This is a genomic window from Corynebacterium sp., from assembly GCF_030532965.1.
Taxonomy (GTDB): Bacteria; Actinomycetota; Actinomycetes; order Mycobacteriales; family Mycobacteriaceae; genus Corynebacterium.
In genome coordinates, this window is sequence record NZ_JAUNKC010000007.1 from 90,405 (window position 1) to 114,540 (window position 24,136).

The window sequence follows — 24,136 nt, forward strand, 5'->3', positions numbered from 1 at the left end:
GTATGACGCGTCGTCCAAGTGACAATAAGACCCAACCAGGAAAGCCTGGCGGTGAAAGCCGGTGCGTTCATCTCCGGTTGGGTCATTGACTATCACTTTTCGACGGTCGTGGCGATGATTACCAGCGGTAGTGAGCGAACGCGCGGTTGGCTTCTGCCATCTTGTGGGTATCTTCGCGACGCTTCACGGAAGCACCCAAACCATTTGCTGCATCCAGAATCTCGTTAGCGAGACGCTCGATCATGGTGTTCTCACGACGCTGACGGGTGAAGGTCACCAACCAACGCAGAGCAAGGGTGTTTGCACGAGCTGGGCGAACCTCAACCGGAACCTGGTAGGTTGCGCCACCAACGCGGCGGGAACGAACCTCGAACTCAGGCTTGATATTGCCGAGGGCCTTTTCCAGGGTCAGAACTGGGTCGGTACCGGTCTTTTCCTTGCACTTTTCCAAAGCACCGTAGACGATACGCTCAGCGACGGACTTCTTGCCGTCCTTCAGAACCTTGTTCACCAGCTGGGTAACAACCTCAGAACCATATACTGGGTCGTTGACGATAGGGCGCTTTGGAGCTCTATTCTTACGCATTTAGATTACTTCTCCTTCTTTGCGCCGTAGCGGGAACGAGCCTGCTTACGATCCTTAACGCCCTGGGTGTCCAGTGCGCCGCGGATGATCTTGTAGCGAACACCTGGGAGGTCCTTCACACGACCACCACGAACGAGCACCATGGAGTGCTCCTGGAGGTTGTGGCCCTCACCTGGGATGTATGCGGAAACCTCAATGCCAGAGGTCAGGCGCACACGAGCGACCTTACGCAGTGCGGAGTTAGGCTTCTTAGGGGTGGTGGTGTACACACGAGTGCACACGCCACGACGCTGTGGGGAACCCTTCAGCGCAGCGGTCTTCACCTTTGCAGGCTTATCGTGGCGGCCCTTACGGACCAGCTGCTGAATTGTTGGCATGAACCGTCTTTCTATATTTTTATATTTCTCTTGAGGGAGAAACCTTATGCTTTGCAGTTTTACCGTGGCACACACCTACCCCCTAAAGACCCTATACAAACGAAAATAGGGGCTCTTTTCCGGGGCCGCTTCCGTGTGTTCCATCAAGTTAAGAAAACAACCAACAATCGTTGATGTTCCACTTCCATAATGGATAAACCATCAGGCAAAACTTGAGGCTCCCAACACATATACATGTGGGACTTCAATGCAGCCTATACAGATTTGCACCCCTAGTCAAATCTTCGGCGAAAACTTCAGCGTGAGGCTCTAGAACAAAAACTACGCACATTTACCATTCTCCAACGACCCCACACTAGGCCGCTATAGCAGACTAGCCGCACATAATGCCGCCGGGTAGATCAGCATGATTATTGGATGTGGCCAGGTCGAAGTCTCACCAAGGTTCTCGGTTCGATAGTGGAGGAAAATAACACCGACCGCAGGGCTGATGCCGAAAGAAGCACCAACGAGTGCGGCTGTCATCATCATGGTGTTTTCCCGGCCATGAAGGTAGTGGAAAATGAGGAAAAGGGCGATGAGTACCACGCCGGTGTAGACGAAACTCAATCGCAGCCCAATGTTAAACAGAACCGCCCACATCAGCGCGGCCACTACCACCGCAGCCATGGCGGCGACATAGCTGGTACGCGGCTTGGTTTTAAGGTGAGTATCGGCGGCCGCGATGATGAAACATAAAACGGTCGCCCAGATAAAGTTCTGGCTTTTCATGTCGATAAACGTTCCGCTGATGGCGAGGTCATAGGCAATTTCGGTGATGATGCTTAGCCCGACCAAAACGCCCAATAACCGCAAGCTCAGGCCGAAGCGTTGAAAACTTGTGAAGAGCAGGAAGGCCACGATTGGCAGTGCCGCCCAACTGACGAGTTCGATGAGGATGACGGCGGTGAGCGTCGAAAAGCTAGCGGCGGAAACGTCGGCGACGGTGTGCTTTTCCGCAACGATCGCGCATACCTGCGCCAGCAAAAACACGCCGGTGAGCACGAAGTAGGCCGGAATTTTAAAGCCAGATGGTGAAGCGGTATTGGTCATGATGAGTAGTTATTCTAAGCCACGGCACGAAAATGGGGCATCCACTTAAGATGCCCCATGAGTACAAACGTTGTACCTTTATCCCTTCACGGATCCGGCCATCGATTCTTGGTAGTAGCGCTGCATGACGATGAACAGGATGACGATCGGAATGGACACGCAGACCGCACCGGCGGCGAACCGGGCGAACCAGTCGTGGATGTATTCCTTTTCCAGCATCTTCCACAGACCCAACGACACCGTGTAGTTATCTTGGGTGCGGGCGATGGCTTTCGCCAAAACGAAGTCCAGCCACGGGGTGAGGAACCCGATGATGGCCTGGTAGACGATCATTGGCTTCGCGATTGGCAGAATAATCAGCCGGAATACCTGCCACCGGGTGCAGCCATCCAGATAGGCGGCTTCATCCAGCGACATCGGGATGGTATCCATGTATCCCTTCATCACATAGAAGGTCATGCCGGAACCGGCCGAGTACACGATAATCAGAGCGATATTCGTAAGCCCGCCACCGGTAAGACCCAGTGCCTTGAGGATGAAGTAGATAGCGACAACGGCCATGATGCTGGGGAACATGCCCAGGATCAGCGCGATGTTCATGTATATCTTGCGGAAGCGGAATCGCATCCGGGACAGGCAGAACGACACGATCAATACGAAGGTCACCGAGATCAGGCAGGTGAAGATCGCAATGATGAGGGTGTTCATGAACATCTTGGGGAAGTTCAGAACGGAGGTTTCTGTGAATAGCTGTTTGTAGTTATTCAGGCTGTACTCCCGAGGGAAGAACGTGGGCTGGTAGGGTGCGGTGGATTTATTGAAGCTTTCCAAAACCACCCACACGATCGGCATCACCCAGATGATCGCCAGCACGCCGAGGAATAAGTGGGTGGCGAAGTCCGCGACCCGACGGGCGGTGCGTTGATTATGCATTTTTTCGCTGCGTGCGGTTCCGGTCACTGGAATCCCTCCTCATTGCGGTACGAGCCGGAGCGACGATAGGTGATGAGGGCAACCACGCTGAGCACGATGAACGTCAAGATACCGATGACGGCACCGACGTTGTAGTCGCCCTTGTCCACGGTGAGCTTATACAGCCAGGTAATCAGCAAGTCCGTTTGGCCCGCCGATGCGCCAACCGGGGTGGGGTCACCACCGGAAAGCATGTAGATAACGTTGAAGTTATTAACGTTGGCGGTAAACGTCGTGATCAGATACGGCGTCATGACGAACAGCATGTACGGCATGGTGACGTAGCGGTAAGTCTGCCACCACGAAGCGCCATCTAGGCGGGCGGCCTCGTACAGTTCGCCCGGGATATTCTGCAAGATTCCGGTGACCTGCATGATGGTGTATGGGATACCGATCCACAGGTTAATGACGATAACGGTGACTCGGGCCCAGGTTGCATCGGTAAAGAACGGCAGCGGGGTGTCCGTCAGGCCGATTTCCATCAGCAATCGGTTGACCGCGCCTTGCGGTTGCAGCATCGAACGCAGCACCAAGAGGGAGGCGAATTGCGGCACCGCGATCGAGAGCGAGAAGATCGCGCGCCATACCCCTTTGCCCCAGGTGGTTTTGCGGTTAATGAGCATGGCCAAGAACATGCCCATGAAGTAGTTAAGGAAGGTGGCAAAGAACGCCCACACCAAGGTCCAGGTCAAAACGCCTAAGAACAGCTGAAGGTTGACAGTTCCGCCTTCATTGGAGAACACCTTGCCGAAGTTCTCCAGGCCGACCCACTTGAAATAGAGGGTGTTTTTGGAGTCGTAGCTGGTAAAAGCCATCGAGATCATGAAGATCAATGGCAAAACCGTGAACATGAGAATGCCCAGCGTCGGCAGCGACATGAGCAGGATATGCGCATCGGAATCGGTAAGCGCCTTAAGATCCTCAATGAATGTCCTAGCGCGGCCGGTGTTATTCACCTGCACCTGGGCTTTATAGGCGCTTCGGAAGGATACCGTGGCGAACCAGATAAAGGCGATGATGAGGGCAATCGCGGCCACGCCATGGAGCAACACAACGACCGATGGGTCGGATTGGGTATAGACCCAGAATCCGTTCACTTTCTCACGGGTTTGTTCGCCGTTGCCGCCGAGTTCGGGAAGCGCCGCGATTTTGGAAAAGCCGATAGTGATAAACCACGCGATGCTCACGATTTCGATGGCGAGAAACAGCAAACCCTTGAGGTACTGCTTGCGGACTATGTTTCCCAGGCCAAAGATAACTGCGGAAAGCTTGGTATAAAGGTCGCCGTTCATCCGGGCGGGCCCCATGCCGTAATCAGCTTTCAGCGTGCAACATTGGTCGCGTTCCAGTGGGTTTGGCACAGTGTTTTTATTCACAACGCCCACCTTCATGGACCTTCTCCTTTCTTGCGAGGAGCATTTAGCTTTTCGACGCTTCCCGCGCCGTCCGCAACCAGTGGCGACAAGCGTCGAAAAGCTAAGTGCTCCTCTACGAAAATTTTTAAAACCCGAAGCGCCGTATCGTGGAAGTCACGGCGTTTCGGGCTAGTAGGTTGTAAGCCGCACGGGGCTTACACGATGCACAGCGGCGAATGCCTGGCTTACTTGTAGCTAGAGAACCATGCTTCGGTCTTCTCGTCTGCGTTATCAGCGGTTACTTCGCGGTTAACCAGAGCCTTACCGAAGTTTTCTGCTGGATCCCAGAAGTCGGACATCGACTTGAAGGTTGGCTGCAGAATGGAAGCGTTAGCGACGGTATCGAACAGTGCTACTGCGACTGGGTCCTTGGAAATGGTGGCGTCGGTCGCCAGGCTCTTGTCAGCCGGAACAACACCGTTCTTTTCGTAGTGAACCTTCTGCGAATCAGCGGAAGCAAGGAACTCCGCGAACATAGCAGCTACCTGTGGCGACTGGGTGTTCGGGTTGTAGGCAACAGCCTTGGAGCCGGAGAAGGCCTTGATCTGAACGTCCTCACCATCGAGCTTGAAGGTAGGAAGCGAGGCAACACCCAAGTTGTCGCCGAGGGCCTGCTCAGCGTTCTTTGCGTCCCATGCGCCGGAGAATACAACGTCAACGTTGGTGCCCAGCGATCCCATGCCGGAACCTTCGACATCGTTGATGAAGTTCGGGTTCTCAACAACGCCAGCCAGGTACTTGGTCACAGCGGCTGCCTTGTCGCCTGCCTGAATGCCAGCGGACTCATCGAGACCATCAGCACCGAAGAAGGTAGCACCAGCGCCAGCGTAGAAGGCGCCCAGGTACCACGAGTTAGACATTGGGAAGGAAACCTTTGCCTTTTCCAGCATGGTGTCGAAGGACTTGACGTCTTCTTCGCTCAGCTTGGACTTGTCGTAGTACATGAACCAGGTGTTTGGCTCGTATGGCAGACCGTAGTAGCTGCCGTCGGTGTGCTTGACGGAGTTAGCGAGGTTTTCCTCGGTCTGTTCTTTCAGTTGCTTTTCACCACTATCGGAAAGCTCGCCGATAGCACCAGAGGACAGCAGGGAGCCCAGCTGGTCATTGGCGAATAGGTACACGTCAGCGGCGGCGGACGGATCCTGGCTCACGGTGCTTTCCGCGTCTGCTGCGGAAACGACTGAGTTCTTCCAGGTGATGTCAAGATCGGGGTTGGCTTCCTCGAACTTAGCCTGCATGGTCTGCAACCAGGCGTCGTTGTTGGTCTGATCTTCCTGAGAGGTCCACACGGTAAGAGTTACAGAACCGGTAGCGTCGCCGCCACCAGAGGCGGACTCGGAGGAGTTGGAGCAAGCAACCAAGCTTACGGAACCAATGGTTGCCGCCATGATCGCGGCAAAAGCCTTCCGCTTCGTGAATGCCATAGTGAAATTCACCACTTTCTATTCAACTGGGCCGCAGCGTCAGCGTCGAACCGACGGTGGTCGCGCCGCAGAAGTTTATTGCGGTGTGTGCGACCCAACGTATTTTGTTTTGTGAGCACTTTCGTTCTTTGGTGGGATCACGTTGGTTTCACAACGCTTCACCACAAAACCCAAAAGCATTCAAGCCTCATTGTCCGATTTAAGCACAGTGATAGCATCAACTAAAAACTGCGATTGCGATCTACAACACATCCCCTAACGGTTATCGACAAAACCCCTTTTCACCCCGAATTTCCATGAAAAATGTCACACCCGGTTAGCCCCTTTTGCGCCGCAGAAATCCCCCTTCCCCACAGTTGTTTCCCACCTAAAACCAAACGAAAAAGGCAAACCAAAACCACGCAAATCAATAGAACTTTTGCTTTTTCAAAAGCGTCGCCCACCATTGCACCCCCGTCTGGCGATTCGGGCAGGAAATTCCGGAAATTTTTCTGTTTTTTGCAGTTTTTACCCCGCCGAACACGCCCGAATTTTGCCCACTTCAACACGGAAAAGAATAATTCACACCAGTTCATGTGGTGCCCTTCGCGGCGGCAACCTTAAGATCAAAACCATGACCAATTTCCCATCACCGCGATTCCCCCTCCCAGACTGGTTGGAATCAGCGGTTTTCTACGAGATCTATCCACAAAGCTTCTACGACACCAATGGCGATGGCATTGGTGACTTGCCCGGGATCACCGCGAAGCTGGATTACTTGAAAGAACTGGGTATCACCGCACTGTGGTTGAACCCCATTTTCGACTCGCCGTTTAAAGACGCAGGTTACGACGTGCGCGACTACTACACCATCGCGGAGCGCTACGGCAACCATTCCGACTTTAAAGAGCTGCTCGTCCAAGCACACATGCGCGATATTCGGGTGCTGTTGGATCTTGTACCCGGGCATACCAGCGAACAACACCAGTGGTTTCAGCGCAGCGCCGAGGTGGAACCCAATGAGTTTTCTAACCGGTACATCTGGACTTCCCATGCCTTCGACAACGGGGCTGGCCTGCCGTTTATCGGCGGTGAATACGACCGCAATGGCACCTATATTTTGAATTTCTTCAAATCCCAACCCGCCCTCAATTACGGGTTCAACCACAAGGATCGCCCCTGGCAACAGGACATTTCCGCAGCAGGCCCACTAGAAAACCGCAAGGCGATGGCAGAGGTCATGCGCTACTGGTTGTCCTTGGGCTGCGACGGTTTCCGGGTAGACATGGCCGATTCCTTGGTCAAGTTCGATGGCGAGGACAAACCGTGCACGATCACCGTCTGGCAGGACATTTTCGCCCAGGTGCGGACGGACTTCCCCGAAGCTGCTTTCGTCTCCGAATGGGGCAAACCGTGGCAGGCGTTGGACGCGGGTTTCGACATGGACTTCTATCTCGACTGGCCCCGCAATGGCTATAACCTCTTGCTACGCGATACCGATGACCACTTCGGTGGCACCGATACCAGCTATTTTGCCACGGACTCCGACACCCCAGCCGATGTATTCTTCGACTGCTATCTCCCGCAGGAATCGGCAGCCCGCGAGCGCGGCGGGTTCTTTTCCCTGATTTCGGGAAATCACGACACCCCACGGGTAGCTCCCCGACTATCGGAGGAGGAACGGAAGCTGTTCTTCCTCTTCTTGCTCACCATGCCAGGCGTGCCGTTTATCTATTACGGCGATGAAATTGGGATGCGGTACCTGGATGTGCCGACCACCGAGGGCGGCTATGCCCGCACCGGTTCCCGCAGCCCCATGCAGTGGGACAGCGAGGCGGAGAACTTCGGCTTCTCCACCGCCGATGCTGAGCAGTTGTATATTCCGGTCGATCCGGACCCGGCAGCGCCTAGCGTCGACAAGCAAATCGGCGTGCCGGAAAGCATGCTAGAAACGGTCCGGGACTTTATCAGCTTGCGCCGCAAGCACAAGGCGCTGCAGGCGTCAGGCGGTTTCGAGCGGTTAAGCACCGTTAATCCACGGTGCATGGCTTATCGACGCTGGACGGACGCGCAAGAAATCACCATCATCATCAACCCCGGCAATACGCAATTGACCGAGCCCGCATCGCGCGGCTGGCCGACCGCCGCAATTGGTGGCGCGACGATCGACGATACGGTTGTGACGTTGCCGCCGACCTCGGCGATCGTTATCAGCCACAACCATTCGGCTTAAGCGGAGATTTGCTCCAGCACAACGAGCCGCAGCGGCGGAACGACGAATTCGTGGCTTAATGCAATATCCACGGGTTCGTCGGATACCGAGCCGTCGTTGATATGCACGCGGTACTTACCGGCGGTTACCGGGTGCGACCAGTGATTGCAATTGGCGTTGACCAGGACGATCGCATCGCGATTCTTGCCAAAACCGTCAGTCACCCGGAAGCTTAAGTGCAGGCCTTCGGCGTGAACCAAGTGCGAGGAGGACTTGATCTGTTCGTAGTCCGACTGACGCATCCACTGATACTTCTGTCGGAAGCGATTGAGGTCGCGCACGAATTTCGTTTCGTTAGCGAAGGTGGCCGCGCGGTCGTAATCGAAGCAGTTGATCGAGTCTGGGCTTCGGTACGAATTCTCGTCACCGTACTTGGTGCGAAGGAATTCCTGACCGGCATGGAGGAACAAGATACCCCGCCCCACGTACTGCAAGCTAGTCGCCAACGTGTGGCGCTTGGCAATGTCATCGTCGCTGGCCCACACCAGGGTGCGAGTGCCCCGCAGCTTATCAAACATGGTCCAGTTATCGTGCGCTTCGTTGTAGATAACGGACTGCGCCGCCTCCAAATAACCGCGGTTCGCTGGCGCGCCGAGCAGGGCGTCGAAAAGCGCACCGGCGCTCGACTGGGCGCAGTCCATGGCACCGGCACAACCCGAGACGAAGCCGGGGTCGGAAGCCGTGAAATTGGACCCCTTGACAATATCGCGGTAGAAGTCGTTGAACATGCCTACCCGTGGCATGAGATGCCCATTGCCCTGGTGCGCGCCCAGAACGCCTTCCGGGTGATTGCCCATGGCCCACCCTTCGCCGATCACGATGATGCCCGGATCGATCTCATCCAGCGCGGCACGCACCGCATTCATGGTGTCCACATCGTGGATTCCCATGAGGTCGAAGCGGAAACCATCAAGGCCGAAGGTCTTGGCCCAGTACACCACCGAATCCACGATGTATTTACGCATCATGAGCTGCTCGGACGCGGTTTCGTTACCGCAGCCGGTGGCGTTGTGGAAGTTACCGTCCGCGTCCATCCGGAAATAATAGCCCGGCACGGTGCGCTGCAGCGGCGAGTTTTCGGTCTCGTAAACATGGTTGTACACCACGTCCATGATTACCCGCAGCCCACGGGAATGCAGGGCATCGACCATCTGCTTGAATTCGGCCACCCGTGACACAGGGTTCGCCGGGTCGGTGGCGTAGGAGCCTTCCGGCACGTTGTAATGCACCGGGTCGTAGCCCCAGTTGTATTGGGAATCGAAGGAGAGATCCCCCACCTCGTCCACGGAACCGAAATCGAAAATCGGCAGCAACTGCACGTGGGTGATTCCCAAGCCGGACAGATAATCCAAGCCCGAGGGGTTATTGTGGCTGGTGCGGGTGCCTGGCTCGGTGAGCCCCAAAAACTTACCCTTGTGGGTGATGCCGTTTTCGGGCGAGATCGTCAGATCCCGCACGTGCGCTTCGTAGATGATGGCGTCAGAGGCGTGCTCGAAGCTAGGTAGCCGGTGCGCCTGCCCGATAAGCTTGTCGACGTTTATAACGACGCCGCGCTCACCGTTTGCGGTGACGGACCGGGCGTAGGGGTCGACCGATTCCACGCGTTTTCCGTCCGGGAACGTCAACTGGTAGGTGTATTCCACCAGATCCGTGTCACCGGAAACGAACAATTCCCACTGCCCACGATCGCCGCGCGTCATGAGGTAGGAGCCGATGGCCGGACCGGTGTGCAGAATCAGTTCCACGGATTGTGCGGTGGGCGCCCACAACCGGAACGTGGTGCCCGCTTCAGCGTGGATGGCACCGAGTTCGCCATCAAAGAAAAACCGCTCGTTAAACTCAGCGGAATGCAAATCCACATGACTATAGGTTTGCATGCTGAATCCTTCCCTTCATACCTAATTCTTACGTCTTGCCCAGCTTAACGCCGGGCCAGGTTCCACCATTAACCGCAGATGAACAGTGTTAAATTCGCGAAATCTGCCCTGGAAACCTGAATCTGTCTGATGTTTATCATTTGCAGACTACTACACAAGGTCTTTTGAGTGACAAACCAACTACCGACAAAAACCCGATTATTTTATACCGGTTTTTCCTATAAAAAATAAAAACCCACGTTGCCGCGCACTTTCCCGAGCACAAAACAGCACAAACCCCGCGTTATCTGTGAAAAATCAGACAACGCGGGGTCGTGTCCGGGAAAGCCAATCCAGGCGGCCGATCCAGGGTCAGGTCACGTCACACCGTGCAACGTCCACGTCACGTAACGTCCAGTTAGACAACCGAAGTTACATGACTATACATAAGCCATTTTTCCAGTTAGCCCCTGACGATCACTAGTTACTAGCTGGGCAGCCGATTGGTGGTAGCTGCGGAGAAGTTATGCTGCCCACCTTCAGTGACCTGAACGTGAACAACGGTTCCTGGCTCCGGCGCGATATTCGGCAGCGCCCGCACGACGATCTGCTGCCGTTCGCCCTCAACACCGGTGATGTGCCCGTAGAGGTAGGAATCGGAACCGAGCTCCTCCACGAAATCGAGCTTCATCGGAATGGTATTGGTACCAGCTTCCACCAATTCCAGGGATTCCGGCCGGAAACCGATGATGATCTTTCCGCCGTCCTCGGCGGTAACCGCATTGCGTGTTACTTCCGAGACTGGGATGCGGGCATCGCCCAGGGTCGCTACACCGTCAGCACCTAAATCGAAGGTGAAAATGTTCATGGCTGGCGAACCGATGAATCCGGCGACGAAGACGTTGGTCGGCTCGTCGTAAAGCTCCCGAGGTGCGCCTACCTGCTGCAAATAACCATCTTTCAACACCGCGATCCGATCCCCCATGGTCAGCGCTTCCGTCTGGTCGTGGGTGACGTACAGGGTTGTGACGCCGAGTTCCCGCTGCAAGGACGCAATCTGGGTGCGGGTTTGCACGCGAAGCTTCGCGTCCAAGTTGGACAACGGCTCGTCCATCAAGAACACCTGCGGCTTACGCACGATAGCGCGACCCATGGCAACACGCTGACGCTGACCACCGGAGAGCGCTTTCGGCTTACGGTCGAGGTACGGAACCAGATCCAGCGTCAACGCCGCAGCCTCAACTCGCTTGTTGATTTCTTCGGCATTTACGCCAGCAATCTTGAGCGCAAAGCCCATGTTTTCCCGCACGGTCATGTGGGGATACAGCGCGTAGTTCTGGAACACCATGGCGATGTCGCGTTCCTTAGGCGGCGCGGCGGTGACGTCTTTATCGCCGATCAAGATGCGGCCGGACGTCACATCCTCCAGGCCAGCCAGCATGCGCAAAGTGGTGGATTTACCGCAACCAGAAGGCCCAACCAGAACCAGGAATTCACCGTCTGCGATTTCCAGGTCGAACTTATTAACGGTTGGTGCTTTTGCCCCGGGATAGACCAGAGTGGCGGCTTCGTAGGTGACAGATGCCATGTCGTTTTCTCCTCCATCGGCAGGTACGTGCCGAACGATCCGTAGTGGGAACTATCTGGGAACGTGCAATCGTTTGCTAATCAACGACTGCCCTAATCACTAAAGCTAGCACCCTGTTTCCCGCTTCCGCCAATTTCAGATCACAGCACCCCACCCCGTGTAATCCAGGCCACTTATCGCCCCAATTTCTAGCTATCCGTATATAGGGAACTCAGGTATATTTGGAACTATCTGTCCGAACCACACACCTGATTGCGACCATAATGAGCGATAGTAATTCCCCTCGCACCCGCGCCAGCAGTTTTCAACGTACAACCGTCTCAAACGCACTTCGGTTCGCATTCGACGATGGCCAATTAGATTTCGCGGAATACACCGCCCGAAACGAAAAGGCCCTCCAAGCCACCTATCGGGACGAATTACCTACCCTTACCTGCGATCTTGATCTCGGCCCCGGCCTGCCCAAGGTCTCCGACCACCGGTACCTTGAATCCGTGTCGCAGCGGTTCCAATTGCCGATCATGCCGGATCAAATGCACACCATCCACTCCGGCGAGGTGGACATTCGCCCCAATTCCCAGCCCGCCGCCACCCAACCAGCTGGCCAGTCGTTCACCAACCAGGTGACCAATATTGTTAGCAATTTCTTGGCGCCCCAGGGTGCAGCGAAAACCGACAAGACGCTGTCAATTTTCGGCGAGAATTCTCGCAAGGGTTCCTGGGTCTGCGCCCGGGAGCACTCCGCGCTCACGGTGTTTGGCGAGACTGTCATTGATTTAACCGCCGCCCAATTTGAATCCCCGGTGACCAATCTGACCGCGTTCTCACTTATGGGTGAGGTCACGATCATCGTGCCGGATACCTTCCAAATTAAACAGGATGTCGTCGCCATTCTGGGCGAGGCGAAGGTAAAAGACGTCGGTCGAGTCCGGCCAATGTCAGCATTCGACCCAAACGCCCCCACCCTGGTCATTTCGGGGTTGGCTGCACTCGGCACGGTCAAAATTAAGCGAGTGCCTACCCGCCACGACCAAAGGTAGTCACAACCTGTAATTACGAGGTTTCCGCCCCCGGCATAATGAATATTAAGTTACAACCGCAAAACCAGCCGGGCATGCCCGCTTCGGGCTTCATCCGACTGGCTCAGCGTGGCCTATGGGGATGGGGTCATCCGTTGGCGCCTCGGAAATCGATGGCGAGATAACAGATAGTCATGGCGACCGCGACGATCAACACGAATGGTGCTGCTATCACTTCGATTCCTTGCGCCCACACCATCATGGCAAAAACCGCAAGTGCGAGGAGGACCGCAACCAACCCAAAGACTGTGCGTTTTGTGGTTAACATTGCCCATCACCTACTAACTTTTGTGTTTGCATGGTGTAGCTCTATGAAGTTATGGAAGTCACCTACTGTGCCCCACGAGGCAGCTGTTTATTTAAGTGGCTTCACCCTCATGTATACCCGTAAAAAGTACCCCGCAGCGCCCAAATTCGTGGTTGACAGCAACTTTTACGGCTGTTGTTAGCCTCTTGTAATTTTCCCATCCGAAACGGGCATAACACGCCAGCTAATAGCGCATTTCCCACCCCCACGTCTCCCCCTCAGCCACTGCCCGCATTATCGACTCAGGCGGCAAATCCGCGCTCTTAGTAAGCGCCTTCGAAATCAGGCGCTCATTCTCGAAGGCGCAGTTAATTGCTAAAGGCACCGCTGCCGCCCCGGCGCGCCTGACGGATCATCGCGGAATACAAAACCACCCCGATCAGCGCCCATCCGCAGCCCACCGCGCATTCCAATAAGACGTGCGGCATCACCGATTGGCCTGAGATCAGCGCCCGTAACCCGGTGATGGCGTGCTGGCCCGGCAATACCGAGCCGATGGCGTTGAGGATTGGGAAAGAGGCTAGTGAGAAAAACGCTCCTGAGCACACCACCGCCAGGGATGCCACCGCGTTGTGGATGAGGTTTTGGAAGGTGTTGCCGATGGCGAAGGCGGCGATTGTCAGTCCGCACATGAGCGCGCTGAGCAGCACCGGGAGGGTGACCCACCAGGAGGTGAGGACGTCGAAAAGCAGTGCCTTCTCCCCCAGTAACGGTGCAAGGACGCAAACGGCAAGGATCGAATCCACGGCGGCGAGGAGAAGGAGCGGTATACAGCGGATACTGTAGCGCAGCAAGGCCACTGCGCCGCCGGTAAGTAGCGGTCCGGTTACCTGAAACATGGAGTCGCGGACCGGAATGTCGGTGACTTCGCTTAGTGCCGCGCGGTACATGGCTACGACCGCTATGCCCACGATCGCGACCGGGATGGCCGCCCGGCCGCCTGCTACCACGGCGAATAGGAGGAACATTGTCATGCGGCACAGCTCGGGAATTATGTGGGCTACAACCAGCACCGACCAGGGTCGTTCCGCCCGTTCTATCTGTATTCCTAACCTCAGTTCGGAGGCTACGAGCGTTTTAAAACTCAAGGGAACCCACCGCCTTTGCCCGGTGGAGCAGCACCCTGATCGCGCGGTGGGCGAGGCCGACGTACACCGCGGAAAGCGCCAGCCCGATGGCCAAAGCTGTCCACTGCGGCTGGGTGGTGGTAGAGACCAGAAATTCCCTCAGCCAGCGTAGATTCACCACCACGCTGAGAAACCGCAATGGGGTGGGCAATAATTCCACCGGGATAACGAAGCCGCCTAATAGCAGCAGGGGCGGCCCGGCGGCGGCCGTTAGGTAGAACGCCCGACGGCTGAGGATTACGGCACAACCCAGGAGCATGCTGGCCGCGCCGCCGCCGATAAATACTGCGATCAGCGCTAACACAAAAGCCGGTGGTTGGTCGATGTCCATACTTAGGCCGAAAATTTTGAGGAAGCTGAAACTGGCGATGAGAATAAGTGCCATGTCGTAACTCATCGCGGCGCAGGTTTTGACGGCGGTGATAAGGGTGGGTGAATACCGTGCGGTGAAGGTGCTTGCCATCATGCCGGTCCAGATATCTCGGCGCAGCACCCCGGCAGCGCTCCATATCGCTGCGCTCCACAGCGCGGCCAGGATCGACGAGCTAAACGCCGTGGTTACGGCCGAAGGGTCGAGGGAATCGAGGCGTTGAAACGTCATCAGTGCCAGGAATAGCCAGGGGAATACGATCCCGGTTGCGATATTCATGGGGCGGCGGATGACCATCGCGATTTGCGTCCAAAAGATGGGGATCAAGCAGCGGATTGTCGTCATGGCGCTTCCTTAGCTTTTCTGGTCGAAATACGCCGCGAATGATTCATCTAAGGTCGCGCTGCGCACCACAACATCCAGCACACCGGGGACGGCATGGACCTGCGAAATTATTGCCACGGATTCCGCGCCCCAATCGGGGAGTTTCACGCTTAATTGGTAGTAGCCGTGCTCGATCGGCGTTGTTGCTACCGGTTGCGGTATTCCCGCCAGTTCGCTTTTCGACGCCTCCGGCACCGTCGCGGTCACCACCGCCGTGAAACCGGCGAGTTTCCGAAATTCCGCCACGCTGCCGGTCATCCGAATCGCCCCGTCGTCCAATAACACCACCCGATGCGCCAGCGCCTCTACGTCATGCAGATTATGGGAGGTGAGCAGTACGGTGGTGCCTGATTGCACCGAGGCGGCTACTGATTCTCGAAGCCGCTGCGCTTCGACTGGATCGAGGCCGACGGTTGGTTCGTCCAGCAACATCACCGGTGCCTGCTTCAACATGCCAGCCGCGATATGAAGGCGTTGTTTCATTCCTTTGGAATATTGTTCCACCGGCCGATCTTGGGATAGTTCTAAACCCACCGCCTGCACCGCCTCCGTTATCCGCGATCGAGCGTTCTTTCCGGCCAGCCCTGCTAAGGCGGCGTGGTAGCGTAAGTTTTCGCGTCCGCTGAGCATGGGATAGAAGCCACGATCCCCGCCAAAAACCGCGCTGGCTACGGCGCGGGCGTGTTCCGGATGCGCTGTGACATCCTTTCCCATGATCCGGGCGGTCCCAGAGCTGGGCAGTAGGAGTGTCGCAAGGATTTTCGTCAGCGTCGTTTTGCCTGCGCCGTTTTTACCTAATGAGGCCACGCATTCGCCCACCGACACCGACAGGTCAACGCCAGTCAAGGCGGTGACCACGGTGCCATTGTGGTTGAAGGTTCTGCTTAGGTTGTCAACGTCGATGGCAAACATGTTTCACCCCGTTACGTGGTTTTAAGGCTTTGGCCGCAGAAGTTTTAGGTAGTTCAGGTGCTTTCCATCGTAGTTTCGTCCGCAAGGCCGAATCGGATAACCACCTATATCCGGGGGCGACGAGACAAAAACGTACCAGCCACCGATGAGGCTCCCCACCCGCGTTAGAGCCGCCCAGCCCCTAACATCTGTAGCCCTTCTGGACGCAATATGGGTTCGATGACAAGCGCCCCAGCATTGGTGGCATCTGTTTCTTCGATAAAACTGGTTGTGCCGATCGCGTACCATTTTTTGGTTACGGGGTCTTGTGCCCATACCGGACCCCCGGAATCCCCGGAGTTGGAAATGCTCTGGTAGCGGTACACGATGTCGTCTATACCCACAAATTCGCCGCAGCTTAATCCCGTGCCCGCCCCAATTCGGCAGGTATAGGGCCGGTTTTCCGCCAACCATTCCCAGCTGCGCCAACCGACGATTTGCATGTCATCGGGAACCGGCAAGCGGGCGGATAACCCCGGCGCGCCCGTGACATTAACCAGACCATAATCAAGTTCCCCCAATCGATGCGCACTAGACCAGCTCACTTCGAACTTGCCGACGGGGATAAGCTCACCGTTTTCTGCGGGGTAGAAAACCTGATCGCCGCGTTCACCGCAGTGCCCGGCTGTTATCATCCACACCTCGCCGGGAAACCTCGACGGCTTGGCCAGCCATCCGGCGGAGCAGGCGAACATCGAGCCGTCCTTGCGGCGAACGACAAACATTGAACCGGGATAGATGCCCTGTGGATTTTTTCGGAGGAATTCGTAGTCGTCGTGGTGCCACAGCACTTTGCCGTCCCGCCGCTGCTCTTCGATATTAACGGCATCAATGGCTGCTTGTGCCAGGTCACTTGTAAACCCTGTATCGAGGTCGCGTTCGATATCGCCACCGGTAATCTCGTCGTGTTTTACTGAGTCGACGAACATCACTTCCGTTAATGACCGAAGCTGGGTGGTAGTGGTTTCGGCACTCTCAGCGGGTTTGGCGGTGGTGGCAGGTGGCGTGGTGTTGCTCATAAAGATACCCACTGCGCTTAGTGCCAATGCGACAACGACAACCACCGCTATGATGATCGTTTTATTACCAGCGTTCGCTCCGTCTCCTGCGGGTTGTGTGCGATCAGGTTGCGGTTGAGCAGCGGCGGTGTGTGCTTGCACTTGACTGTTTTCGGGTTGTCGCATACGTCGAATCCTCAACTGGTTTCTACGGTTTTGCACAGTTTCTCATTGGCGCTTTTCGATACTACCCAGCTATTTACCCGTCGGCAGGCTTTTTTGCTTGTGTCCCTTGTCCCTGCTTTCGCGTATACACCCCGAACAGCACCATAGGCATGTTGGCTATTAGCGCAATCCCACGCAACGGTAATGGCCATGCCGCGCCGAGAATCGTCGTCACGCACGATGGTTTCTTTTATTCGGCTTCTCGTGTTGTGCCCAGTTGTTAAGGTGAAAACCAAGAGGTCACATGAAAAGCTACGCAGGGAGATTCGATCCATGGCGCACGAGATTGCCGCAGGTGAAATATTCGTTTTTGGCAGCAATGAAGCAGGCCGCCACGGCAAGGGCGCGGCGTTATTTGCGGTGAAGAACTTCGGTGCCGTGCGCGGCTGCGGTTTTGGCCTGCAAGGACAGTCCTTCGCCATCCCCACCAAGGATAAAACGATCACGACTCTGTGTCTGGATAGGATTCGCACCTATGTCGATCGGTTTATCGATTTTGCGCGTTCCAATCCCGACATGCGGTTTTTCGTAACAGCCATCGGCACCGGGCTGGCCGGGCTAAGCCACACCGACATGGCGCCGCTGTTTGCCGACTGCCCGGATAATTGTCGGCTACCGCCGGAATGGGTGGCCATCCTCGCTGCGGAATAAGCAAAGCTAGCGAATATCCCGTCGGTCATTGGCCCAAAAACCTATGACAAGCAGCAGGACGGTCCACCCGAGCACCACCGCGATGTTGAACCACATGGGTTGGAGGCTACCGAAGTGCCATCCGGTGGGGGTTTCGGCCACGGATGGGTGCGACACGACGGTGGCGATTTGCTGCACGCGTTCCAACGGCAGAAACCACCATAGCCCTGTGAGATTGTCATGCAGCCCGGCAAGTACTTTGAGAAGCGGCTCGAAAACCTGGAACGCCAAAATGGGGATCGCGATTGCCACCACTTTGGAGCGCGTTGCCACGGCAAGACTGATGGCGCATATCGCCATGAGGATCACGGACATGCCGTTGTAGATGAGTGAGGTGGGGTCGGATAGATCTAGCCCTTGTTGGCTCAGCGCCACCTGCGCCAAAAGCGCCAGCACGATGCCGACACCGAGCATGCCAAGGATCACCCCAAGGCCCACTACCAGCCTGGCGATAAGCCACACCGCCCGGTTTTTCTGGCTCAAGAAGCTATGGGCATTCATGCCGTTTTCCACCTCACCGGCGGTGCTGGCACCAATGAAGATCACCGCAATGAGCCCGAACATGGAGACGCCGATGAGCAATTCTTCCCAACTGTACCCAAACGGTGGTTCGAAGAAAACACACATGATGAGCACCGGCACCGGGATGACGATGAGCATGAGAGCCAGGTACACCCAGGTGGCGGTGAGACTGCTAAGTTTCAATATTTCTGCGCGAAGCGCGGGCATGAGAGATGTCATAACAGTTGTCCTTAGTGTGCGGCGTTTGGTTTGGTTGCGGTCCCGGCGCGAAATTCTTCCCACCCTGCGGTAGCAGCCAAGTAACGTTGTTCGAGATTGTCGTGGACGGTTTGCAGCCGGGTAACCAAGTATCCGGCCTCGGCTGCAATCTGGGCGATCTGCTGCCGCAGTGCCGCCTCGGTTACATGCGGGCTCAGCGGAACAATGATGGTATTCGACCCCGGCCCCGGCGTCGGGCTGAGTCCCGCTGCAACCAGCGCCGCCGCGAGGTCTTTCGCCTGGGGGCTTTCGACTTCAACGGTGGTGCCGTCGGCGAGGAATTCCGACATCGAGTATTCGCCCACCATGTGCCCCTTGCCGATGACGACAATACGGTCGGCCGTTTGCTCCATTTCCGCCAGCAAATGGGAGGACACCAAAACAGCTCTGCCCTCTTCAGCGAAACGCCTGATGGTGGTGCGCATCCAATTCACCCCGGCGGGGTCGAGGCCATTGATTGGTTCATCAAGAATCAGGTGTTGCGGGTTCCCCAACAGTGCGGCGGCAACACCGATTCGTTGTTTCATACCCAGCGAATAGCCGCCGAGTTTCTTATCACCAACATTGGTCATGCCGACAATAGCTAAGCATTCTTCCACCCGTTTGTCGCTAATGCCTGCGCCCCGGGCGATCACCCGCAAGTGATTGCGGCCGCTGCGGGCTGGGTGGAACCAGGAGGTATCAATGATGGCGCCCGCAACCTTGGGTTTATTATCCAAAGAGGCAAAGGGGCCGTCGTAATAACCACCGCGGAAAACCGCAGTGCCTGCGGTCGGCGCATCCAGGCCCAGGATGCATCGCATCGTGGTGGATTTCCCCGAACCATTCGGCCCTAAAAAACCGGTGACCTGGCCGTCCGGGACGGTGAAACTGAGATTGGAAACGGCCACTTGTGCGCCGTATTTTTTGGTGAGATTTTCAACGATAATCATTCTGGAATCACTCCGTGTTTAATGGCAAACAACACCGCGTGCACTCGATCGCGGGAATTGGTTTTAGCAAGAATCCGCCCGACGTGGGTCTTCACGGTGGGCAGCGAAATAAACAACTCGTCGGCGATTTCGGTATTCGATTTACCGTGGGTTATGAGCACCAGAATCTCCGCTTCCCGTGCGGTGAGCGGATCTGACAGACAATGATTAAGCAACGCGAGGGTATTGTCCTTCGTCCCCGCAGCCACCCCAGTCGCCAGTGGCTGTTGATGCCGTAAGTGGCTAAACAGCTTTGCGGTGGCGGCTGGTGAAATGACTGCCGCTGATTCACCTACGTTGTATACCGCACTGATCAGTTCCTCCGGTGAAGTATCTTTGAGTAGAAACCCGGAAGCTCCCGCTTCTATTGAACTAACCACGTAGTTATCCGTATCAAAGGTGGTTAACACCACGATCCGGGTAGGAGTCCCCTTCGGCGATAATTGCTTCCGGGCGATGAGTTCCTTGGTGGCTTCAATCCCATTGAGCACCGGCATTTGAATGTCCATGAAGATCACATCCACCGGGTCGTTGGTGGCCAGTTCGACAGCTTCAACGCCGTCGCTTGCTTCCCAGGCGACTTCAATATCGTCCTGGGATCCTAGCACCATGGAAAACCCGGCGCGCACCAACTGTTGGTCGTCGACAAGCCCTACGCGATACACAATTATCCTCGTTTCTTCTTCGGTATTAACTCGTTACCGGCAAGGTGACGTCCACCCGCCAATTATCGCCGTACTGTCCCCACGATGCCGTACCGCCGTGGAGCTTCGCCCGTTCCGCGATGCCGATCAGCCCTCTACCAGGCAGTTCACTCTCGGTTTCCACCAACCCTACGCCGTTGATATTACTGACGACGATGCGCAGCTCCTGCCCGTCGTTCGGCTCCGGCCACCGCAACTTGACCTTCACCGGCACCGAACCTGCGTGTTTAAGCACGTTGGTGAGCGCTTCCTGCACGATTCGATACACGCTTAAGCTTGTCGACGCCCCCAGGTTCTGCGGGGTTCCAGTCACCGTGTAGTCGACATCCGCCCCGGCGCGCCGGGCTTCGCGTACCAGATCGTCGATCCCGGCGATCCCACCGTCCACGCCAAGCGAACGGTCGGGGGTTTGGTCGTCGCGCAGGACGCTGAGCAGGGACCGCATTTGCCCCAGGGCGTCGCGCCCCACCTCGGAGATGGTGCCTAGTGCCTGGAGGGCTTTGGCGGGGTCTTTTTGCCCGGCGAACCTGCCGCCGTCGGCTTGGGCGATCATGACGGTGAGCGAATGTGCCACGATGTCGTGCATTTCGCGGGCGATGCGGTTGCGTTCGGCAACGGCGGCGTATTCCGCCCGGTCTTGGAGCGCTTGGATTCTGAGCATGCTGCGCCTGGTGTTTTTGCCGTATTGCCAAAACAGTGCGATGGCAAGGTAGATCACTGCTAAAGAAACAAAGGACATCCCAAGGTTGAGCGGGCTGACAACCCAAGCACCAAAGCTCATAGCTCCCTCAAATTCAATGCTATGGCTATAGGCTGGCAAGATCAGTAAGAAGATCACTGCAAATGTTCCAGAAACATACAGCAAAATTGTCCACAATGTACACCGGTGATAAACGTACGCTGCGATAAACCAGGCTTGATGACATATGAGAATCAACCCCATCGGATGGACGAAGCGCAGCGTCAATATCAATAAAATTCCGCCAATGAATACGATGAATAAGCCAGTTTCTGGCCGGAATCTTTCGAGGATCACCCCGAAATAGCACAATGCGGACCCTGTATAGAGGAATATTAGGCTGATCGGAATGAACCACCTGTATTGCCCAGCAATTGGCATGATAAGTGCCGATTCACCTTCCAATTCGCTGGTTGACGCAAAAAGTAAAAGTATTACAGTGATAAACGTTTGAAAGACTAATTGCAAAATGAGGTTGGAGTCTTTCCACCACGGAAGCGTCCGCTTGGTCTCTGTTTCGGTGTAGGTGGTGGCCATACCAGCAGAGCTTAGTCAGTGGCGGGTCTGCTGCGGATCGGCCCGGGGTATGAAATACCGTGGGTGCACACCGCTTCGGCGTGACTGGCACCTGGGCATTAGACACGAATGACACCGGTGTAAGAAATCCCACTGGCGCAACATCTAGGGGCCCACCCCAGCGGGAACACGATCAACAAACACAATATGTAGTATTAACCGTAATTTTCAGTGGAATATCTTGTGCCACTTTTCGATTAGCTGCCATTATGGTGGACGGCATGACAACCATCAATCCACACGCCACCCACCCCCAGACCCCTACCGAAAACAACCTTCGGGAAAGCACAACCAGCATCAACGAGTACCTGACCCGCTCCGATTGGCGGATCAATGCAAACGCCAACCAGGGCTATAGCTTAGGTGGACTGATTCTCAACACCGCCGGAAAAGCCATGGCCAATTACTTCCTTGATGAGGTCTTCTCCCCCGCCGCCAACGCCGCCCACCGCAGCGGCGATATCCACATCCACGACCTGGACATGCTGTCGGGCTATTGCGCCGGGTGGTCACTGCGGCAACTACTCGAACAAGGCTTCAACGGGGTACCGGGCACCATTTCCTCCGCACCGCCGAAGCACTTTAGTTCCGCCTGCGGCCAAGTGGTCAATTTCCTCGGCACCTTGCAAAACGAATGGGCTGGCGCCCAGGCTTTTAGCTCCTTTGACACCTATATGGCGCCCTTCGTGCGGCTTGATAACCTGCGATATAACGACGTGTTGCAGGTGATCCAGGAGTTTGTTTTCAACCTCAACGTCCCATCGCGCTGGGGCACCCAAACGCCTTTTACCAACCTGACCTTCGACTGGACCTGCCCTGCCGACCTGCGCGACCAAGTACCGTTCATCGGGGAGGAACCACAGGACTTCTATTACGGTGACCTGCAACCCGAAATGGATCTGATCAATCGGGCCTTCATTGAGGTTCTCTCCGGCGGGGATGCCGACGGACGGCCGTTTACCTTCCCCATCCCTACCTATAACATCACCAAGGACTTCGACTGGGATAGCCCCAATGCGCAGGCACTATTCACCATGACCGCACGATACGGCCTGCCGTATTTCCAAAACTTTATTAACTCCGACCTCGACCCGGGCATGATCCGCTCCATGTGCTGCCGATTGCAATTAGACATGCGCGAGCTGCTCAAACGCGGCAACGGCCTGTTCGGCTCGGCCGAATTGACTGGTTCCATCGGGGTGGTCACCCTTAACTGCGCACGGCTAGGTTACCTGCACCCAGGCGACGAGCCGGGACTTCGTGCCCGCGTCGACAAGCTCATCGACATCGCCATCGACACCCTGGAACGTCGGCGGGAATTCGTTGCACACAATCTCGAAGCCGGGCTATACCCGTATACCGCCCGGTGGCTCCCCAGCCTGGATAATCACTTTTCGACGATCGGCGTCAACGGCTGCAACGAAATGGTGCGAAACTTCAGCCACGACCGCCTCGACATCACTGACGAGGAAGGAAAACAACTAGTCACCCGGCTACTCGACCACATTAACCGGCGACTGACCGCCGCCCAGGAAGCAACCGGGCACCTGTATAACCTGGAAGCAACCCCGGCGGAAGGCACCACCTACCGGTTTGCCAAAGAAGACATCGCCCGCTTCCCCGACATTGTGCACGCCGGCAGCGACAGCCAACCGTATTACACCAATTCCTCCCAACTACCCGTCGCCCACACCCCCGACCCGTTTGTCGCCTTGGAACACCAAGACGAACTGCAAACCAAATACACAGGTGGTACCGTGCTGCACCTCTACATGGGGGCTGCCATGTCCGACGGCGTCGCCTGCGCCAAACTGGTGCGACGCGCCCTGGAAAACTACCAGCTGCCGTACATCACCATCACCCCGACCTATTCCATTTGCCCTAACCACGGCTACATTTCCGGTGAACACCCCACCTGCCCCGACTGTGCCGCCGAAACTGAAATGTGGACCCGGGTCATGGGGTACTTCCGCCCCGTCCAAAGCTTCAATATCGGAAAGAAAGGCGAGTTCCATGAACGACGCTATTTCAGCGAAACCTACGCCTAACCCGCTTCCGATAGCAGGAATCATTCCGTTCTCCGCCACCGACTGGCCCGGGAAAATCACCGTCACCGCATTCACCCAAGGGTGCCCACTACGCTGCTTGTACTGCCACAATCCGCAGCTGCAACCATTCGCGCCCGCCGCCTATAACTTCGACGACGTACTCGCCGTGGCGACGAAGCGGCGCACGTTTATCGACGCCCTCGTCATCTCCGGCGGCGAACCGACCGCCGTTTCCGGGCTTGGCGACGCAATCGCCGCCGCCCACGCGGCCGGATTCCCCATTGGGCTGCACACCTGCGGCTACCGGCCACAGGTGATAACCGCACTCCTAACACGCCCCGAAACCACACCCGACTGGGTAGGACTCGACATCAAGGCACTGCCTAAGGACATGCACGAGGTCACCGGCGTTCACGCCACAGCGGCGAATCGGGTGTGGGATTCACTAACCGCGCTCAGCCGCGCCAATGTGCCGCTCCAGGTACGCACCACCGTCTGGCGTGGCGGCTTGGTGGAAAAGCACCTACCCGAACTCCAGCACCGCCTCGCCGACCTCGGGCACGACCTCGTTATTCAACAGGCCCGCAGAATGGACGGTAGTTTTATCTGATTAGAAAATCGATCGA

General features: G+C 56.3%; 23 protein-coding genes. 5 read left to right on the plus strand and 18 right to left on the minus strand.

Annotated elements, in window-relative coordinates; all coding sequences use genetic code 11:
- Positions 1 to 118: 118 nt before the first annotated feature.
- From rpsG to Q4D85_RS05310, 7 genes are all read right to left on the minus strand, one after another.
- A complete protein-coding gene (gene rpsG, locus Q4D85_RS05280; RefSeq protein ID WP_047261123.1) occupies positions 119 to 586 on the minus strand; it encodes a 30S ribosomal protein S7 in 468 nt (155 codons plus the stop codon).
- Positions 587 to 591: 5 nt separating this feature from the next.
- Positions 592 to 963 (minus strand): 30S ribosomal protein S12, encoded by a 372-nt coding sequence (rpsL, locus tag Q4D85_RS05285; RefSeq protein ID WP_047261122.1) that lies wholly within the window; start codon positions 961 to 963, stop codon positions 592 to 594.
- A 363-nt stretch (positions 964 to 1,326) separates the two neighbouring features.
- Entirely contained in the window at positions 1,327 to 2,055 is a 729-nt protein-coding gene (locus Q4D85_RS05290; protein WP_303198728.1) for a hypothetical protein, read from the minus strand.
- 78 nt (positions 2,056 to 2,133) lie between these two features.
- A complete protein-coding gene (locus Q4D85_RS05295; protein ID WP_303198775.1) occupies positions 2,134 to 2,988 on the minus strand; it encodes a sugar ABC transporter permease in 855 nt (284 codons plus the stop codon).
- Positions 2,989 to 3,011: 23 nt separating this feature from the next.
- Complete coding sequence (locus tag Q4D85_RS05300; RefSeq protein WP_303198777.1) at positions 3,012 to 4,334, minus strand: carbohydrate ABC transporter permease; 1,323 nt, start codon at positions 4,332 to 4,334, stop codon at positions 3,012 to 3,014.
- Positions 4,335 to 4,627: 293 nt separating this feature from the next.
- Complete coding sequence (locus tag Q4D85_RS05305) at positions 4,628 to 5,866, minus strand: extracellular solute-binding protein (protein ID WP_303198730.1); 1,239 nt, start codon at positions 5,864 to 5,866, stop codon at positions 4,628 to 4,630.
- Between the two features lie 281 nt (positions 5,867 to 6,147).
- Entirely contained in the window at positions 6,148 to 6,441 is a 294-nt protein-coding gene (locus Q4D85_RS05310; protein WP_303198732.1) for a hypothetical protein, read from the minus strand.
- A 38-nt stretch (positions 6,442 to 6,479) separates the two neighbouring features.
- On the opposite strand from Q4D85_RS05310, the gene Q4D85_RS05315 reads away from it, so the two are divergent.
- Positions 6,480 to 8,078 carry an alpha-amylase family glycosyl hydrolase gene (locus Q4D85_RS05315; RefSeq protein ID WP_303198734.1) on the plus strand — a complete coding sequence of 533 codons (1,599 nt, stop codon included), beginning with the start codon at positions 6,480 to 6,482 and terminating at the stop codon, positions 8,076 to 8,078.
- On the opposite strand, the gene pulA is transcribed toward Q4D85_RS05315, so the two are convergent.
- Both pulA and Q4D85_RS05325 read right to left on the minus strand, forming a co-directional pair.
- Positions 8,075 to 9,994 (minus strand): type I pullulanase, encoded by a 1,920-nt coding sequence (gene pulA / locus Q4D85_RS05320; RefSeq protein ID WP_303198736.1) that lies wholly within the window; start codon positions 9,992 to 9,994, stop codon positions 8,075 to 8,077. The two genes, Q4D85_RS05315 and pulA, sit on opposite strands and share 4 nt — an antisense overlap.
- Before the next feature lie 466 nt (positions 9,995 to 10,460).
- Positions 10,461 to 11,561, minus strand: coding sequence for an ABC transporter ATP-binding protein (locus tag Q4D85_RS05325; RefSeq protein WP_303198737.1), 1,101 nt, complete (start codon positions 11,559 to 11,561; stop codon positions 10,461 to 10,463).
- Positions 11,562 to 11,824: 263 nt separating this feature from the next.
- On the opposite strand from Q4D85_RS05325, the gene Q4D85_RS05330 reads away from it, so the two are divergent.
- Positions 11,825 to 12,601, plus strand: a complete 777-nt coding sequence (locus Q4D85_RS05330; protein ID WP_303198739.1) for a DUF1707 domain-containing protein — start codon at positions 11,825 to 11,827, stop codon at positions 12,599 to 12,601.
- A gap of 127 nt (positions 12,602 to 12,728) precedes the next feature.
- On the opposite strand, the gene Q4D85_RS05335 is transcribed toward Q4D85_RS05330, so the two are convergent.
- The 5 genes from Q4D85_RS05335 to Q4D85_RS05355 form a co-directional block, all read right to left on the minus strand.
- Positions 12,729 to 12,908, minus strand: coding sequence for a hypothetical protein (locus tag Q4D85_RS05335; RefSeq protein WP_303198741.1), 180 nt, complete (start codon positions 12,906 to 12,908; stop codon positions 12,729 to 12,731).
- A gap of 347 nt (positions 12,909 to 13,255) precedes the next feature.
- A complete protein-coding gene (locus Q4D85_RS05340; protein ID WP_303198743.1) occupies positions 13,256 to 14,035 on the minus strand; it encodes a hypothetical protein in 780 nt (259 codons plus the stop codon).
- Positions 14,025 to 14,789, minus strand: coding sequence for an ABC transporter permease (locus Q4D85_RS05345; RefSeq protein ID WP_303198746.1), 765 nt, complete (start codon positions 14,787 to 14,789; stop codon positions 14,025 to 14,027). Before Q4D85_RS05345 ends, Q4D85_RS05340 begins: the two co-directional genes overlap by 11 nt.
- A gap of 9 nt (positions 14,790 to 14,798) precedes the next feature.
- Positions 14,799 to 15,740, minus strand: a complete 942-nt coding sequence (locus Q4D85_RS05350) for an ABC transporter ATP-binding protein (RefSeq protein WP_303198749.1) — start codon at positions 15,738 to 15,740, stop codon at positions 14,799 to 14,801.
- A 164-nt stretch (positions 15,741 to 15,904) separates the two neighbouring features.
- Positions 15,905 to 16,963 (minus strand): hypothetical protein, encoded by a 1,059-nt coding sequence (locus tag Q4D85_RS05355; RefSeq protein ID WP_303198750.1) that lies wholly within the window; start codon positions 16,961 to 16,963, stop codon positions 15,905 to 15,907.
- A 312-nt stretch (positions 16,964 to 17,275) separates the two neighbouring features.
- On the opposite strand from Q4D85_RS05355, the gene Q4D85_RS05360 reads away from it, so the two are divergent.
- Positions 17,276 to 17,653, plus strand: coding sequence for a hypothetical protein (locus tag Q4D85_RS05360; protein WP_303198751.1), 378 nt, complete (start codon positions 17,276 to 17,278; stop codon positions 17,651 to 17,653).
- Positions 17,654 to 17,659: 6 nt separating this feature from the next.
- Here the strand turns inward: Q4D85_RS05360 and Q4D85_RS05365 are convergent, their stop codons facing one another.
- The 4 genes from Q4D85_RS05365 to Q4D85_RS05380 are packed head-to-tail and all read right to left on the minus strand — an operon-like array spanning position 17,660 to position 21,423.
- Positions 17,660 to 18,433, minus strand: coding sequence for a hypothetical protein (locus Q4D85_RS05365; protein WP_303198753.1), 774 nt, complete (start codon positions 18,431 to 18,433; stop codon positions 17,660 to 17,662).
- Between the two features lie 11 nt (positions 18,434 to 18,444).
- Positions 18,445 to 19,404, minus strand: a complete 960-nt coding sequence (locus Q4D85_RS05370; protein ID WP_303198755.1) for an ABC transporter ATP-binding protein — start codon at positions 19,402 to 19,404, stop codon at positions 18,445 to 18,447.
- The gene (locus Q4D85_RS05375) at positions 19,401 to 20,108 is read right to left on the minus strand and encodes a response regulator transcription factor (protein WP_303198756.1); all 708 of its coding nucleotides are present in this window, start codon (positions 20,106 to 20,108) and stop codon (positions 19,401 to 19,403) included. The genes Q4D85_RS05370 and Q4D85_RS05375 overlap by 4 nt, the downstream gene beginning before the upstream one ends.
- 25 nt (positions 20,109 to 20,133) lie before the next feature.
- A complete protein-coding gene (locus Q4D85_RS05380; protein WP_303198757.1) occupies positions 20,134 to 21,423 on the minus strand; it encodes a sensor histidine kinase in 1,290 nt (429 codons plus the stop codon).
- A 260-nt stretch (positions 21,424 to 21,683) separates the two neighbouring features.
- Between Q4D85_RS05380 and Q4D85_RS05385 the strand changes: the two genes are divergently transcribed.
- Together Q4D85_RS05385 and Q4D85_RS05390 are read left to right on the plus strand one after the other, a co-directional pair.
- Complete coding sequence (locus Q4D85_RS05385) at positions 21,684 to 23,510, plus strand: ribonucleoside triphosphate reductase (protein WP_303198759.1); 1,827 nt, start codon at positions 21,684 to 21,686, stop codon at positions 23,508 to 23,510.
- Positions 23,476 to 24,120 carry an anaerobic ribonucleoside-triphosphate reductase activating protein gene (locus Q4D85_RS05390; RefSeq protein ID WP_303198761.1) on the plus strand — a complete coding sequence of 215 codons (645 nt, stop codon included), beginning with the start codon at positions 23,476 to 23,478 and terminating at the stop codon, positions 24,118 to 24,120. Before Q4D85_RS05385 ends, Q4D85_RS05390 begins: the two co-directional genes overlap by 35 nt.
- Positions 24,121 to 24,136 lie beyond the last annotated feature (16 nt).